We start from the raw sequence: 14,330 nt of genomic DNA, 5'->3' as shown, positions 1-14,330 counted from the left end.
CCGTTCCCGTTGGGAAGGGGATCCGACCCCGGTTCAGAACAACTGGCCCTGCACCGTGGGCTGTTCCATGCGCGCTGGTTGTTCGGCCACCTCTTCTGCACCCAGCCGCCAGGCCAGGCCGCCGATTCGACTGGCATGGCGCTTGAGCGCGGCCTGCAGCACGTCGGCACTGGCCGCCACATGCAGGACCTGGCGGGCACGGGTCAGCCCGGTGTAGATCAGCTCGCGCGACAGCACGCGACTGTCCTGCCGTGGCAGTTGCAGCCAGACCTCATCGAACTCCGAGCCCTGTGCCTTGTGCACGGTCATTGCGAACGCGCTCTCGTGCGCCGGCAATGCGGCCGGATGGAAGGCGCGCGGCTGATCGGCGGTGTCGCCGGGGAACCACGCCACCATCGCGCCCGTGCTGTCGCGCAGGCAGATGCCGACATCGCCGTTGAACAAGCGATGCCGATAGCTGTTCTCGGTTACCAGCAGCAGGCGCCCCTGGAAGTAGCCCGGGGTGGTGCCGGCCAGCAGCTGTTCGATCCGCTCGTTGAGGCCACGGGCTCCCTGCGGCCCTTCACGCAGCGCGGTCAGCACGCGCAGGCGGCCGGCCTGCTGCAGTGCCAGGACCGGGTCCTGGATATCGGCCAATGCACGCCAGCGGCCCAGCAGATGCTCACGCTGGTCACGCAGCGGATCCGGCTCCCCTTCGTGGAAGCGGACTCCCGACAGTTCGCCACTGCGCAGCAGTCGCAGCGTGGTGACGCTGTCGCCATCGCGGACGGCACGCGCCAACGGTGCCAGATCCAATGCGTCGCTCTGCCGGTAACCGCGCTGCAGCTGCACCCGCCGACCGGTGAATGCATGGACCGGCGCCGGCGGCTGCAATGCCGGTGCCGCCAACACCCCCTGCAACGCCAGTGCATCATCGACGCGCGTGCCCATGCCATCACCGCTGGCTCGCAGGATCGCGCCCAGCACGTCGCCGGCTTCGACCGAGGGCAGCTGGTCAGGATCGCCGAGCAGGATCAGGCGGGTGCCGCTGGCGATGGCATCGACCAGCTTGGCCATCATCGGCAGATCGATCATCGACGCTTCGTCGATCACCACCACATCCAGCGGCAGCGGATTATCGGCGTGGTGGCGGAAACGGGGCGAGTCGGGAATGACGCCCAGCAGGCGATGCAGCGTGGTACCGGTGGTAGGCAATGCGGCGCACAGCGCCGGGTCCAGGCCGTCCTCCTGCAACCGCTGCACGGCCAGACGCAGGCTTTCAGCCATCCGCTCTGCGGCGCGGCCGGTCGGTGCGGCCAAGGCCACCTTCGGCGGTGGCTGGCCGGCATGCGCTGCCTGCGCAGCCAGCAACAGCAGCAGGCGCGCGATGGTGGTGGTCTTGCCGGTCCCGGGTCCTCCGGTCACCAGCGCCAAGGGATGACGCAGGGTCACGCCTGCCGCGCGCGCCTGATGATCCTCGGCATCCCGGGCCTGCGGGAACAGCCGTGCGAACAGAGGCGCCAACGCGGGCAGATCCGGCGCCGGCAGCGGATGGCCGCCGATGCGCTGCAGGCCTGCCGCCAGCTGCCGCTCGTACTCGCGATAGCGGCGCAGGTACAGCAGGCCATTCTCCATCACCAGCGGGGCGTCATCTGCGACAGCATCGGCGCGCCCGGGGGTCGCGACCCAGGGCGAGGCGCGCAGCTGCTCGATCCAGGATTGCTGCGCCGGCCAGGCGGATACGCCTTCCAGCAGCCGTTGCGGCTGCGCCGGATCGAAACCGGCATGCCCCAGCGATACCGCCAGCGAGGCCAGGGCCGCCGCCAGGGCCACGTCCTCCGGGGTGTCCGTGCGCAGGCGCTGCAGGCCGGTCGCCAAGGCGTGGTCGATCGTCCGCAGCTGGCCATTGCGGTACAGATCCCTGAGCAGGCTCATGCGCTGGCTCCAAGCGCGCGTGCCGCCAGCTCGGCCTGGGCCTGCCTGCCTCCGGCGAACAACGCATCGAGCGCGTCCACCAGTTCGAGCGGGAAACGATCGGTGTAGACACCATTGCCAGTGCCATCCAGGCCGCGGCAGAACAGATAGCGGATGCCGCCCATGTCGCGTTCGTAGCGGTAGGCCGCCCCCAGCCGGAAGCGCAGCCAGCGATGCAGCGCGACAGTATAGATCAGGGCCTGCAGGTCGTACTCGCTGTGGCGCATGGCGATGGCCAGCAGGTCGGGGCTGTAGCCCGGCAGCCGGTTGGATTTGTAGTCGAGCACGTACCAGCGGCCATCGCGCACGTAGGTGAGGTCGATCATGCCGGTCATCAGCCCTTCCAGCCGGCGGCGCTGGCCGAAGCCCCGGCGCGCGCTGGCGATGCCATGGGCATGCAGTACATCCAGCAGCGCCGGCACAGCGGTCGGCTCGATGGCGAAGTGGAAGTCGATCTCGGCACGACGATCCTGCGCGGGCACGCTGTACAGCGCGCCGCTCTCCGGCAGCTCCGCGATGAGGGTCTGGCCGACCAGTGGCACCAGCACCGCGATGCCGTCATCCAGGTCCGCATCTGCATAGCCCTCTTCGCGCAATGCCTTGCGCAGCACGGCGGCCTGGCCTTCCGGCGCTTCCTGGCCAGGCTGCCAGGCGCCCCATGCGGCGAAGTCGACGTTCTCCATCGCTTCGTGCAGCACGTTGCCGAAGCGGCTGCCCATGAACCGCGGGTCGACCGGCGCGGCCTCTTCGGTCGCGGCAGGATCCGGCAGCGCGGGCTCCAGGGGCAGCTCCGCGCCAACCGGTTCGTCGGCCGCCGGCGCCGGAAGTTCGGTGGCGGCCGCCTCGATGTCACTGCCACTGCCGGCATCGGCATGGGCCAGCTGGGTGAAGCTGTATACCCACCAGTCGTGGGGCACGCGACGCGCCTGCGTGCGCACTGCCGGAAGTTCGCCGTCCATTTCCACCGCCAGCTGCGGCAGCTGCGCCACCGGCTCGCTGTCGTCGACCTGCACATCGGCGCACCCGCGCAGGGCCTGCAGGTCGCCCAGCAATGGCGCCAGTGGGGTCCTGGCAAGACCGGCGAGGTCACCGATGGCGATCCACAGCGCGTGCTCGGCTCGGGTCATGCCGACGTACAGCAGGCGCGCGTCCTCTGCCTGCTGTTCGTGCCGCGCCTGGCGGCTGACGGCGTCCCACACCTCGTCCCTGTCCAGCTTCCAGTGCAGCTGGCGCTCGCCGTCCAGATGCACGGTGCAGTGTGCAGCGCTGTTGTTCGCGCCGCGCTCGATGCCCACGAACGGCAGGAACACCAAGGGGTATTCCAGGCCCTTGCTCTTGTGCAGGGTGATGATCTGCACACGGCGCGCGTCCGATTCCAGGCGCAGCAGCTGCTGCTCATCGTCCTGGTCGGCGCTGGCCATCCGGCCCTGCAGCCAGTCCAGCAGGCCATGCATGCCCAGCGCCTGTGCCGACGCCTCCTGCAGCAGCTCGCCGAGCTGGAGGTAATTGGTCAGCCGGCGCTCGCCATCGATCAGCGCCAGCAGGCGTTCGCCCTGTGCGGCGCAGACGTCGGCGATCACCGCGAACGGGCCGCCGCGCTGCCATCGTTCGCGCCAGTGCAGCAGCTGCGCCTGGAATCCCCGCTGCAGGTCGCCTTCGCGTTCCATCGCTGCGATCGCACTGGCAGGCTGGCCGAGCAGCACGGTGGCCAGCGCGGTACGCAGGCGGCCTTCGTCAGCCGGTTGCAGCAGGGCCAGCAGCAGCGCACGCAGGTCGCGGGCTTCGCTGGTGGCGAACAGGCTCTGCCTGCCGGCTGCCACCGCGGGAACTCCAACAGCCGCCAGCGCACGCTGTACAAGCGTGGCCTCGCGATGCGAACGCACCAGCACGGCGATGTCAGCCGGCTGCACCGGGCGACCACGCAGCAGGGCCCTGCCGGCGCGCGCGTCCACCAGCACCTGGTGAATGGCGGCCACACACGCCCGCGTCGCTGCCTCGCGGGAGGCATCGGCAGCCAGCGGCCTGTCACCGCCGCTGCGCAGCACGCGCAGGGTCAGGGCTGCGGCGGCATGGCCATCACGCTGGTAATCCGCATCTGCACGTACGCCGCCCGGCCGCACCGGCTCGAAGCGGATGTCACGCTCGAGGAAGGCGTCCTCACCGCCGTTGTCGTACAGCATCTGCAGCACGCGCAGCAGCGCAGGCCGCGAGCGGAAATTCTGGTCCAGTGCCGGCGCAGGCTGCGCAACCTGCCTGGCCTTGAGGTAGGTATGGATGTCGCCGCCGCGGAAGCCATAGATCGCCTGCTTCGGATCGCCGATCAGGAACAGCGCTGGCGCCAGTCCCAGTTCGCGCACCTCCGGCGAATCGCCGAACAGGGTGTGGAAGATGCCCCATTGACGGTCATCGGTATCCTGGAATTCATCGACCAGGGCAATGCGGTACTGCGCGCGCAGCCGTTGCACCAGCGTCAGCCGTTGCGGCCCCTGCAGGGCAAGCGCCACGCCGTCGATCAGGTCATCGTAGGTCTGCACCCGTCGCGTCTGTTTCAACAGGGCCAGTCGCTGCGCGGCTTCGGCGCGCAGGGCGTGCAGGAAGCGGATCGCGCGCTGGCGAAGCCACGACATGACCACGTCGGCGGCATCCCACCAGGCCTGCAATGCGTCGAAGAGGGGTGCATCCGGGCATGCGCCCTGCTGATCGTCCCGGCAGAGCGCCTGCATCGAAGTGGGCAGCAGCTTCTCCAGATGGAGTTTTCCATCGCGTGACCAGTCCGCGCCGGCCTGCCCGGCGACCAGGGTGGAGAATGCCTTGTCGAAGCTCGGCCGCTTGGCACGACGTCCATCGAAGACCTTCTTCTCGAACGCCGTGGCGATCTGCCCACGGGCCGCATCAAGACCGGAGTCGATGGCGGACGCGAGGACCTGCGCGGCCTGCAGCATCCGCGGCCGCGGATCGTCCGGCAGCGTCGGCAATGGCAATGGATGCAGCGGCGGTGCGGCCAGCAGCGCGCGCAGGTCGCCTGCCAGTGCGTCCGGGCTCGACCACAACAAGGTCAGCGGCTCCAGTGTGGCCGGATCGTTGGCGTGCACGCGCCACAGGTCAGCCGCCAGTTCCTCCATCAGCTCGCGGTCGCTGGTCAGCAGCTCCGGAGGATCGAAGGTGTGGCCGCTCTCCAGTGCGTGCTCGCGCAGCACGCGGGTGCAGAAGCCGTGGATGGTGAAGATCGCGGCCAGATCGATTTCGTCGGCAGCGACCTGCAGGCGACGCTTCAGCGCCGCCGCGCTCTCATTGCCGGCATCGAGATGGCGCCACAGGATCTGCCGGGTCAACCGCATGTCGGGTGCCTCGCCGTCGCCCGGAGGCAGGTCGACCATCCGCGCGGCCAGCGCCAGTCGCTCACGGATGCGCTTGCGCAGTTCCTGGGTCGCGGCATCGGTGAAGGTCACCGCCAGGATCTGGCCGATACGCAGGCCCTGCTCGACCACGAGCCGGGTGAACAGCGTGGCCAGGGTGAAGGTCTTGCCGGTGCCGGCACTGGCTTCGATCAGGCGGACGCCATCCAGGGGCAGTGCGAGATACGGGTCGATACCGGGATGTTCGATGGGGCTGCCTGCCACGGTAGCGTTCATCCGGTGACCTCTGTATGTGAACCGGCGCCGGGCACGCGGCCTTCGCGCAGCGCGCCGAACACCACCTGGCTGTTGTGCAGCAGCTCGGCATACCGGGCATCGTCTGCGAAGGGATCGGCACCGCGCATCAGCAACTGCCAGGCGTCACTGCGGGATTCGCCCCAGCTGCGGTCGCTGCCATGCCACTGCTTCCAGCCCTCGCTGCGCTGTTTCTCACCGCTGGTCGTATACAGCACCCAGCCGGTGTAGGGAGCGAACCACAATGGTTCACGCAGGCCACGCCGGCGCAGCTGCAGCAGCGCGCGCAGGGCGGCCCGTGCCGCGGGCACGGACAGTGCCGGCAGGACGTGCGGACCCTGACCGGCGTCACCACCGTCGTGGAACTGGACCAGCGGCAACGCGTCGCCTGCAGCATTGGCCAGCAGCCAGTCCAGCCCCTGGCGGATCACCGCGTTGCCGTTGAGCGTGCCCACGCGCAGCCGCACCAGACCGCCGGGATGGCGATCGGCAACCCGGCCGTGCAGGCGCACGCCGTCGATCTGGACCTCATAGCGGCGGCTTTCCGGCTGTACGCCCTGCATCCAGCGCAGCATTGCGTCGGCATAGGGACGGGTCTTCGATTGTTCCACCTCGAACTGCCGCTCGCCCAGCGCGCCGGATGGCACCAGCGCACGTGCGCGCAGCCTCGGGTAGAGCGGGTCGTCATCGCCGGTGAGGGTGGCACGCACCACCGCGGCCTGCACACTGCGCGTGTCCGGCCCTCGCGCGGACAGCACCAGCGGCTCCAGATCGACGACGTCCTCGACCTCATCGGCCAGTCGAAGGCCCAGAGACTGCGACAGGAACTGCCCAGCCGGATCGCACAGAAAACGGCGCAGGCTTTCCAGAGACAGCTCCTCTTCCACCGCAGCTTCGACCGGCGGCGGCAGCGCCGCCGCGTCGAACCACGGCGACAGCCCGCCACGCTGCCCGGCCAGGCGACCGGCTGCCGGATGCCATTGCCGGCGGTAGCTGAAGCGACGCGGGTCGCCATCGCCGAACGCGGCGGGGGAGAACGGCTGCAGCGCGTGGCGGACCGTGAATGCCGCGGCGGCGGCGGCTGGATCGAGGTGGTAGGCCGCCACGGCGTCGATCAGCTCGCTGACCAGCACCGACGGTTCCCGCACGCTGCCATCGCGCGGATCGGCGCCGAGGTAACTGAGGTAGAACACGTCCTGTGCGGCGGCGAACAGCTGCAGGAACAGGAAGCGATCGTCCTCGCGGGTGGAACGGTCGCCCGGGCGGCGTCGGGGCGTGTCCAGTTCGGCGGTGAGCTGGTTCAGGCCGGCCGCCGGATCGCGACGCGGGAAATCGCCATCATTGAGGCCGAGTACGCAGATCACCCGGAACGGCAGCAATCGCATCGGCACCATGCGGCCGAAGCTGATGCCGCCGGTCAGCAGCGGTGCACGCGTGTCGGCTTCGGCCAGGGCGGAGGCGAAATGCGCACGTATCACTTCGGGAGGCACCCCGTCGCTGAAGCCGGCCTTGTCCGCGTCTTCGGCGAACTGGTTGAGCAGTTTGCGCAGCCGCTCCAGCGCGCGCTGGCTGTTGGGTGAGCCGGGCGGGGTCGGCAGCAGCGCATCCAGCAGCGACAGCAGGCGCTGCCGCCACTGCGCCGGAGTCAACGTCTCGCCAAGACGGCGCTGGTAGGCGGCCAGTACCCGCAGCAGGCGCAGCAGGCGGTCCAGCGCATCCAGCGCGCCACCTTCCAGCCCGGTCCACGGCGCGACGCCGGCCAGGTCGGCATCGCTGCCGGTGGCATGGCCCAGCAGCAGGCGATCCAGCGCGAACTGCCAGGTGTAGGCATCATCCGGTGGCGCGCCGTGCTGGGCGCGATGGTCCGCATCCAGCCCCCAGCGTGCGCCCGCCTGCTGCAGCCAGCCATGCAGGCGGTCGAAGTCGGTCGCGTCCAGTCCGGCTGCCTCGGCCAAGGGCGCGCTGGCCAGCAGGTCCAGCATTTCATTCAGGCCGAACCGCGAGACCGGCAGGCCAATCAGGTGCACGAACACATCGGCCAGCGGTTCGCCCGCCAGCGGACTGCTGTCGGCCAACGCGTAGGGAATGTGGTCGTCCTCGCCACCGCGGCCACCGAACACGGCCTCCAGGTAGGGCACGTAGGGATCGATGTCCGGCGCCAGCACGGCGATCTCGCGGGCCTGCAGCGGCGGGTCGAAGCGGTCATCCTCAAGCAGGCCACGCAGCTGGTCGTGCAGGACCTGCAGTTCGCGCAGGCGGGTGTGGCAGGCGTGCACCTGCAGGCTGGGATCATCGCCGGCCAGGCCATCACGCAGTTCGCCGGACGGCAGCGCCCGACGGTGGAACAGATCGCGCTGCAGGCGGTGCAGCAGGCTGTCGGACAGGCCGCCGTCGGCCATCGTCGGCCGCGCGTCGTCTTCCGGGTCGATGTAGGCGGCGATCTCACCGGCCGGGTGTACCACTTCATAGCTGCCCAGCACCGCCATGAAGTCGCGGCCGGCTGCGCCCCAGGCTTCCAGCAGGCGGTTTTCTCCCGCCGCTTCGCCGAAGGGATCGGGAGCGCCGCTGCGCAGCCGCTCGGCCAGGGTCTGCAGGTCGCCCCAGTACGACTGCACCGGGGTGGGCAGGTAGAAATGCAGTTCGCCCACCCGCGCCTGGGTCGCCATGACCCGCAGCACGTCCGGGGAGATGTTGAGCGTCGCGAATGCGGACATGCGCGGCGGCAACCCCTGCGGCAATGGCTGGCCGGCGCCCTCGAAGCGGTCCAGGTAGGTCTGGATGCGGCGCGCGCGGTAGCCATGCCCACCGGCAACGGCGCGCCACAGGATCGCCTGGGGATCGGCCGGGTCGGCCCCGGCCTCCCAGCGCAGCAGCCAGTCGCGCCGCCAGGCCTGGTATTTCTCGAACACCGACGCCAGCTCGCCGGCCAGGGCCCAGGGTTTCAGCCCATCGCTGCCGGCAAGATAGGACTGCAGCGCGCGCATCGGTGGTTGCCCGAGCAGCGCCGGATCGCGCAGCGCCCGGTACAGCCGCCAGTGCAGGCCGGCAGCATCGAGATCGTCGGCTTCGCCATCGACGTTGGCGTTGAGCGCACGGGCGACGAACTCACCCGGGGTGAGGAATTCGAGGTTGGCGGCGACACCGTATTCGGCGGCCAATGTCGCCTGCAGCCAGCGCCGCATCGCCACCTGCGGGATCAGCACCACGTCCGGTGCGAGCAGCGGCTGCCCTGGCATCGGCGCACGGACGTTGCGTGCCAGCAGCGCGGCCAGCACATCCAGCGAGTTGGAATGGTAGAGGCGGAAGTCGCTGCCCGGGTCACTCATCATGCACAGTGTGCAGCACGGCTGGCAGTATTCAATGGTCAAACCTGTCACCGGCACGGATTGTTCCGGGTCGCCCGGCGATTGTCCCGACCTGCCCGGGGCCCTGCCGTGCCACAATACTGCACCGTCCAGTCTGCTTATGTTCAGCCGGCTGACCCGATCCTTCGATGTCGAAAAAATGTTAATGGTGCCCATGTCGGCTTCCACCTCCAGTCTGGTGCAGTTGTCCAACGTCCGCATCGACCGGAGCGGACGCACGATCCTGCGCGACGTTTCCCTGCAGGTGCCGAAGGGCAGCATCACCGCCGTGCTCGGTCCCTCCGGCAGCGGCAAGTCGACCCTGCTGGCCGCGCTGACCGGCGAACTGCGCCCAGCGGCCGGCGATATCACCCTGTTCGGCAAGCCGATCCCGCACCGCAGCGCCGAGCTGCTGGAGATGCGCAAGAGCGTCGGCGTCCTGCTGCAGGGCAATGGCCTGCTGACCGACCTCACCGTGGCAGAGAACGTCGCCCTGCCGCTGCGCACCCACACCCGCCTGCCGGCGGCGGTGCTGCGCCGGCTGGTGCAGATGAAGCTGCACGCGGTGGGATTGCTGGCCGCGGCCGATGCCTGGCCGCGCGAGCTGTCCGGCGGCATGGCGCGCCGCGTGGCGCTGGCCCGTGCGCTGGCGCTGGATCCGCCGCTGATGATCTATGACGAGCCGCTGACCGGGCTGGACCCGATCGCGTCCGGGGTGATCATGAGCCTGATCCAGCGTCTCAACCACAGCCTGGGACTGACCAGCATCATCGTCAGCCACCACGTGCACGAGACGCTGCCGATCTGCGACCAGGTGATCGCCATCGCCAACGGCGGCATCGTCTTCCAGGGCACGCCCGACGCGCTGCAGTCCAGCCAGGACCCGTTGCTGCGTCAGTTCCTGCACGGCCAGCCCGATGGCCCCATCCCGTTCGACGCCGAGCCGCGCGCGAGGGTCGCCTGATGCCCTTCATCCAAGCCACCCGCTCGCTGGGCCGCGCCGGCCTGTTCTCGCTGACCGTGCTGCGCGGTTCGCTGCCGACCCGTGATTTCCTGGCCGAACTGACCCGCGAGATCTACAAGATCGGCGCGCGCTCGCTGCCGATCATCGCTGTCGGCGGCGCCTTCGTCGGTCTGGTGTTGACCCTGCAGGGCTACCGCACGCTGACCACCTTCGGCGCGGCCGATGCCCTGTCGACCCTGCTCGGCTTGTCGCTCTACCGTGAACTGGCCCCGGTGCTGACCGCGCTGCTGTTCATCGGCCGTGCCGGCAGCTCGATCGCCGCCGAACTGGGCCTGATGCGCGCCACCGACCAGATCAAGGCACTGGAGCTGATGGCGATCGACCCGGTGGCCAAGGCCGTGGCGCCGCGCTTCTGGGCAGCCGTGCTGACCGTGCCGCTGCTGACCGGCATCTTCTGTTCGCTGGCGATCAGCGCCAGCTACTTCGAAGCGGTGCACGTGCTCGGCCTGGACAATGGCGTGTTCTGGTCGGCGCTGCGCAACAGTGTCGACTTCTGGGACGATTTCGGCGTGGCGATGCTGAAGTCGGCGATCTTCGGCGGCACTGCAGCCCTGGTCGCCGCCTATGTCGGTTTCCACGCCGAGCCGACCATCGAAGGCACTTCGGTGGCCACCACCCGTGCGGTGGTCAATGCCTCCCTGCTGGTGCTGATGTTCAACTTCGTGCTGTCGGCAATGCTGTTCACCTAACCCTTCCATCGGCGGTGCGCGGTGCGCGCGGCCACAACGACTCGATCAGGTACTCCCCATGGCCATCCGCGGTCCCAGACTCGAATTCTCCGTCGGCGCATTCCTGCTGCTGGCCCTGGCGTCGCTGCTGGTGCTGGCCGTGGCTTCCACCAACCAGCGCTGGAGCTGGGGCGGTGACGGCTACGAGCTGAAGGCGCGCTTCTCCCAGGTCGGCCAGCTGCGCAAGCAGGCGCCGGTCAAGATCGGCGGCGTTACCGTCGGCCAGGTTGCCGCGATCGACCTGGACCCGGTCAAGTTCGAATCCATCGTGACCCTGCGCATGGATAGCAAGGTCAAGGACCTGCCGGCGGATACCTCGGCCGGCATCTTCACCAGTGGTTTGCTGGGCGAGAGCTATATCGGTCTTCAGCCCGGTGGTGATCCGGAAGTGCTCAAGCCCGGTGAGGAGATCGTCTTCACCCAGCCGGCGGTGGACCTGATCCAGCTGGTCGGCAAGTACATGTTCAGTGGCGGCGCCGGCGGCGGCGCAGACCCGAAGCCCAACGATGGCGCACAGGCGCCTGCAAAGGAACCGCAACCATGAAGATGAAACTGATCCCGGCCCTGCTCGCGTCCTCGCTGCTGCTGGCGACCCCGTTGCTCGCCCAGGCGCAGGCCGCGGCCCCCGCTGCCGCCGCTCCGCAGGCCCAGGCCGGCAAAGTGGTGATCGATGCCAGCAGCCGCATCCTGTCCACCCTGCAGCAGCGCAAGAGCGAGTTCAGCAGCAATCCGTCCAGCCTGCGCTCCTACATCGACAGCGAACTGAACCGCACCTTCGACCGCGACTACGCGGCGCGCCTGGTGCTGGGCACGCATGCACGCGGCGCGTCGGATGCGGACATCAAGCTGTTCGCCGATGCGATGGCCGACAGCCTGATGCAGCGCTACGGTTCGGCCCTGCTGAACATCCAGGGCAGGCCGAGCTTCCGCCTGAAGGGTGAAAGCCCGCTGCCCGGCAACCGCGGCGTGCGCGTGAGCACCGAGCTGGTGCGTGCGGGCAACGAACCGACGCCCGTCGAGTACTGGATGCGCAACGTGAACGGCCAGTGGAAGATCTTCGACGTCAACATCGAGGGCATCTCCTACGTGCAGACCTTCCGCAACCAGTTCGACAGTCCCCTGCGCCAGAAGGGCATCCGACAGGTGGCCAACGAACTGCACAGCGGCAGCATCCAGGCCGGACCGGCCGGCAATGGCAAGTAACGCGCTGGCACTGCTGGAAGGCGGCACCCTGCGCCTGCGCGGGGCGCTGGATCGTGCCGCAGTGATTGCCCTGTGGCCGCAGCTGCAGGCGTTGCCGGCGCAGCTGGCACGGCTGGAACTGGGCGAGGTCGAGCGCGTGGACAGCGCCGGCCTGGCCCTGCTGGCCGAACTGGCCGCGCGCGCGCGCAAGGCCGGCCACCCCCTGGTGATCTCCGGCATGCCCGCCGGCTACAACGAACTGAGCGCAGCCTACCGGCTGTCGCCCGACCTGGATTTCAACGCTACTTCTGCTGCGAGCTGACATGAACGTCGTACGCGCTCTCCCCCTGATCGTCCTGGCCGCCGCGCTCAGCGCCTGTGCCGGCAAGCCCGCGCGCAGCGATGCGCCGGTTGCCGATACGCTGGTTCCGGCCAGCCCGACCGCCGCCACCGATACCGCCACCGATGCCCCCGCACCGGCAGCGGAGCCCACCCCCGTGGCCAGCGGCGAAACGGCCACGGCCAGTACGCCTCCGGCCACGGACGCGTCTGCTGGAACCAGTGCCTCGGCTGCCGCTGCGCAGCCCGGCGGCGACGATGATTTCGACGCGCTGTACGGCGCCGACGGTGCGGCTGGCAACGCGGTGGCCTACGACCCGTGGGAACCGTTCAACCGCAAGGTGCACCGGTTCAACGTGGCGGTCGACAATGCCGTCGCGCGACCGCTGGCGACGGCTTACACCCACGTGGTGCCACGCTTTGCCCGCACCGGTGTGAGCAACTTCTTCAGCAACCTGCGCTCGCCGGTAACGATCGTCAACCAGCTGCTGCAGGGCCGTCCGGATGATGCCTGGGACACGCTGGGTCGCTTCCTGATGAACTCGACGCTGGGTATCGGTGGCCTGTTCGATCCGGCCAGCAAGGCGATGGTCGCCAACCGCAAGGAAGACTTCGGCCAGACGCTGGGTGCATGGGGCTGGCGTCGCTCGCGCTACGTCGAGCTGCCGTTCTTCGGTCCCCGCACCGTGCGTGATGTGTTCGGCCTGGCCGGCGACATGCCGCTCTCGCCGATCCGCAACATCGAAGAGGACAAGGTCCGCATCGGCCTGCAGGGCCTGCAGCTGGTCGACAGCCGCGCGCAGCTGCTGGCGGTGGACGATCTGCGCAGTTCGGCGGTGGACGAGTACGCGCTGGTCCGCGATGCGTGGCTGCAGCGTCGCAACTACCAGATCGAGAACGATCTGCGTGGCAAGCGCAACCGCGGCCAGGACGATCCCAATTCGCCGATCCCGATCGATGCGATGCCGATGCCGCAGTGGGGCAACTGAGTCCTGCCGGCACCCCATGAAAAACCCCGCCTCGGCGGGGTTTTTCATTGCGGGCGATCAGGCGCCCAGTGCGGCGTCGACGGCCTCGCGCAGACGCGCATCATCGGCGGCCACATCCGGCGCGAAGCGGGCGATGACCGCGCCGTCGCGGCCCACCAGGAACTTCTCGAAGTTCCACAACACCGCCGGCGCCGGGTGGATCGGAATCTCCTTGCTGGACAGTCGCTCGCGCAGCGGGCCTTCGCCGATGGCCTGCGGCTGCGCGGCGATCAGCTGCTGGTAGAGCGGGTGCGTGTCATCGCCGGCCACGCTGATCTTGGCGAACATCGGGAAGGTGACATCGTAGGTCAGCTGGCAGAACTGCTGGATCTCTGCCTCGCTGCCCGGCTCCTGGCCAAGGAAATTGTTGGCCGGGAAACCGAGCACTTCCAGCCCCTGTGCCTGCTTCTGCGCATACAGCGCCTGCAGGCCCTCGTACTGCGGGGTCAGGCCGCACTTGGAGGCGACGTTGACCAGCAGCAGCACCTTGCCCTGGTAATCGGCAAGACTGGACGGCTGGCCGTCGATGGTGGTGAGGGGAATGTCCTGGATCGGGGTGCTCACGCGGGGTGCTCCGGCAACAGCGGGGAATGGCCCATCAGCATAGCGCCACGTGGCTGCGCCGGAACGCCTCAATCCACGCAGAGCGTGCCCTGTGCCTTGCCGTCGTCGATGCGCTGACGGCAGCCGAAGTTCTGGCTGACGTCGCGCTGGCAGGTGCCGGTGGCTGCCGTGCCGGCGGCGATGCCGTCGCTGGCCAGGCATTGGCCGGTGCAGTCACGCTTGCTGCTGCAGGTCTTTCCTGCGTCGGCGTATGGAATCACGCACTGCAGGCGCTGCAGCCGTCCCAGCGGCTGCAGGGTGCCGCCGGCGGCCTGGCAGTCCACATCCCGCGCGTCCTGGTAGGCCTGGGCGGCCTCCGGGCCTGGCTGGGCATCACCGGCCTGCGTGGCAGGCGGTGTACTGCTGCATGCAGCAAGCACTGCGGCCAGGGCCGCACTGGCGGCAAGGTGGAAACGCATGGCGGTACCTGTTGGCGATGGACAGGCCGCCAGCATACGCATCGCCCCCGTCGGCAGGGT

Annotated in this window: 11 protein-coding genes; 6 read left to right on the top strand and 5 right to left on the bottom strand. The window is 69.0% G+C overall.

What is annotated here, in order from left to right:
* Positions 1 to 33 precede the first annotated feature (33 nt).
* From recD to recC, 3 genes are read right to left on the bottom strand one after another with little or no spacing between them, the layout of a single operon-like run.
* Entirely contained in the window at positions 34 to 1,914 is a 1,881-nt protein-coding gene (gene recD / locus AC5P76_RS12025; protein WP_253118420.1) for an exodeoxyribonuclease V subunit alpha, read from the bottom strand.
* Positions 1,911 to 5,585, bottom strand: a complete 3,675-nt coding sequence (recB, locus tag AC5P76_RS12020) for an exodeoxyribonuclease V subunit beta (RefSeq protein ID WP_495222758.1) — start codon at positions 5,583 to 5,585, stop codon at positions 1,911 to 1,913. Before recB ends, recD begins: the two co-directional genes overlap by 4 nt.
* Entirely contained in the window at positions 5,582 to 8,932 is a 3,351-nt protein-coding gene (gene recC / locus AC5P76_RS12015) for an exodeoxyribonuclease V subunit gamma (protein ID WP_253118418.1), read from the bottom strand. Before recC ends, recB begins: the two co-directional genes overlap by 4 nt.
* 190 nt (positions 8,933 to 9,122) lie before the next feature.
* Between recC and AC5P76_RS12010 the strand changes: the two genes are divergently transcribed.
* From AC5P76_RS12010 to AC5P76_RS11985, 6 genes are read left to right on the top strand one after another with little or no spacing between them, the layout of a single operon-like run.
* The gene (locus AC5P76_RS12010) at positions 9,123 to 9,911 is read left to right on the top strand and encodes an ABC transporter ATP-binding protein (RefSeq protein ID WP_065174056.1); all 789 of its coding nucleotides are present in this window, start codon (positions 9,123 to 9,125) and stop codon (positions 9,909 to 9,911) included.
* Entirely contained in the window at positions 9,911 to 10,660 is a 750-nt protein-coding gene (locus AC5P76_RS12005) for an MlaE family lipid ABC transporter permease subunit (protein ID WP_065174057.1), read from the top strand. Before AC5P76_RS12010 ends, AC5P76_RS12005 begins: the two co-directional genes overlap by 1 nt.
* A 58-nt stretch (positions 10,661 to 10,718) precedes the next feature.
* Positions 10,719 to 11,243 carry an outer membrane lipid asymmetry maintenance protein MlaD gene (gene mlaD, locus AC5P76_RS12000; protein ID WP_053517247.1) on the top strand — a complete coding sequence of 175 codons (525 nt, stop codon included), beginning with the start codon at positions 10,719 to 10,721 and terminating at the stop codon, positions 11,241 to 11,243.
* Positions 11,240 to 11,902, top strand: a complete 663-nt coding sequence (locus AC5P76_RS11995) for an MlaC/ttg2D family ABC transporter substrate-binding protein (protein WP_053517245.1) — start codon at positions 11,240 to 11,242, stop codon at positions 11,900 to 11,902. Before mlaD ends, AC5P76_RS11995 begins: the two co-directional genes overlap by 4 nt.
* Positions 11,892 to 12,203: an STAS domain-containing protein gene (locus tag AC5P76_RS11990; protein WP_053517244.1), complete on the top strand. Its 312-nt coding sequence runs from the start codon at positions 11,892 to 11,894 to the stop codon at positions 12,201 to 12,203. The genes AC5P76_RS11995 and AC5P76_RS11990 overlap by 11 nt, the downstream gene beginning before the upstream one ends.
* A gap of 1 nt (position 12,204) precedes the next feature.
* On the top strand, positions 12,205 to 13,209 hold the full coding sequence (locus tag AC5P76_RS11985) for an MlaA family lipoprotein (RefSeq protein WP_053517243.1): 1,005 nt from the start codon (positions 12,205 to 12,207) through the stop codon (positions 13,207 to 13,209).
* 57 nt (positions 13,210 to 13,266) lie between these two features.
* Here AC5P76_RS11985 and AC5P76_RS11980 read toward each other — a convergent pair whose 3' ends face one another.
* Together AC5P76_RS11980 and AC5P76_RS11975 are read right to left on the bottom strand one after the other, a co-directional pair.
* A complete protein-coding gene (locus tag AC5P76_RS11980; RefSeq protein WP_065174060.1) occupies positions 13,267 to 13,812 on the bottom strand; it encodes a glutathione peroxidase in 546 nt (181 codons plus the stop codon).
* Positions 13,813 to 13,880: 68 nt separating this feature from the next.
* On the bottom strand, positions 13,881 to 14,270 hold the full coding sequence (locus AC5P76_RS11975) for a hypothetical protein (RefSeq protein WP_065174061.1): 390 nt from the start codon (positions 14,268 to 14,270) through the stop codon (positions 13,881 to 13,883).
* Positions 14,271 to 14,330 lie beyond the last annotated feature (60 nt).

The organism is Stenotrophomonas sp. YJH_SMC_36 (assembly GCF_059369935.1).
The sequence above is the reverse complement of the archived record's forward strand: the minus strand, read 5'-3'. Positions and strand labels throughout refer to the sequence as shown.